The organism is Streptomyces lushanensis, from assembly GCF_001700515.1.
In the GTDB taxonomy this organism is placed as follows: domain Bacteria; phylum Actinomycetota; class Actinomycetes; order Streptomycetales; family Streptomycetaceae; genus Streptomyces; species Streptomyces lushanensis.
This window is the reverse complement of the sequence record NZ_MAUD01000601.1, coordinates 1-1,390: the sequence shown is the minus strand read 5'-3', so window position 1 is coordinate 1,390 and position 1,390 is coordinate 1. Positions and strand designations below refer to the sequence as shown.

The following is a 1,390-nucleotide window of genomic DNA, read 5'->3' as shown; positions in this document are numbered from 1 at the left end:
CGGCGCGGAGCGCGGCCCCGGGAAACTCCGGGGCCCCGGGAAACTCCGCCCGCCGTACCCCGAGCCGCCGCGTCCCCGGCTCTCATGCTCCCGGCCGCCGGGGCTCCCGCCGCCGTGCCCCGAGCCGCCGCGTCTCCCGCCGTCAGGAGTACGGCCGCGGCCCCCGCCCCGGCTGCCACCAGACCTCTTCTGCCGATGTGTGCCATGCGCCGTCCTTCCGCCCGTTGCCGTGCGCCGTCCACCGGTCCCACCGCCGTCGTGCCACCGCCGCGCGGCCCGTCGTCCGTCGGCGGCGGGCCCGGGTGTCCGCGGTACGTGCCTGCCCCGGCCGGTCCTGCGCACCTCCCGGCGGAGTAACGTCCTGTCCCGAGGCGGGCGCCGGAATCACACGGGGGACCTGCCGGGGACACGGACCAGTGAAAGGCACGATGTGACCGACATCCTGACCGATATCGCCCGCGTCGGAGTGGTGGGCTGCGGCCAGATGGGCGCAGGGATCGCCGAGGTCGTCGCCCGCAGCGGCCTGGAGGTGAAGGTCGCCGAGACCACCGGCGAGGCGCTGGAGATCGGCCGTACCCGTCTGCACAACTCGCTGTCGAAGGCCGCCGAACGCGGCAAGATCAGCGAGCGGGAGCGCGACGCCGCGCTCGGCAGGCTCAGCTTCACCACCGATCTCGGTGAGTTCGCCGACCGCGATCTCGTCATCGAGGCCGTGGTGGAGAACGAGAAGGTCAAGACCGAGATCTTCCAGGTGCTCGACCAGGTGGTGACCAGGCCCGACGCGATCCTGGCCTCCAACACCTCGTCCATCCCGCTGGTCAGACTGGCGGTCGCGACCTCACGTCCCGACCAGGTCATCGGTATCCACTTCTTCAATCCGGCCCCGGTGCAGCGGCTGGTCGAGCTGATCCCCGCGCTGACGACCTCCGAGGAGACGATCAAGCGGGCCGAGGCCATGGTCCAGGGGGTGCTGGACAAGCACGCCATCCGCGCCCAGGACCGCTCGGGCTTCGTGGTGAACGCGCTGCTCATCCCGTATCTGCTCTCCGCGATCCGGATGTTCGAGTCGGGCATCGCGAGCCGCGAGGACATCGACAACGGGATGGAACTCGGCTGCGCCCATCCGATGGGCCCGCTCAAGCTCTCCGATCTGATCGGTCTGGACACCGTGGCCTCCGTCGCCGACTCGATGTACGCGGAGTTCAAGGAACCGCTGTACGCGGCGCCTCCGCTGCTCCAGCGGATGGTGGACGCGGGCCGGCTCGGCCGGAAGACCGGCGCGGGCTTCTACCCGTACTCCTGATCCGGACCCGACGGCCTGTCACCCCGTGACCCGTACTCGGTGACCTGTACCCCGTGACCTGTACCCGGCGATCCGCTTCCGGCGATC

The 1,390-nt window shown here is 71.0% G+C and carries 1 protein-coding gene; it reads left to right on the top strand.

From position 1 onward, the window contains the following. Window positions 1–442: 442 nt before the first annotated feature. Entirely contained in the window at window positions 443–1,303 is an 861-nt protein-coding gene (locus tag BFF77_RS31715) for a 3-hydroxybutyryl-CoA dehydrogenase (RefSeq protein ID WP_066956960.1), read from the top strand. Window positions 1,304–1,390: the final 87 nt, after the last annotated feature.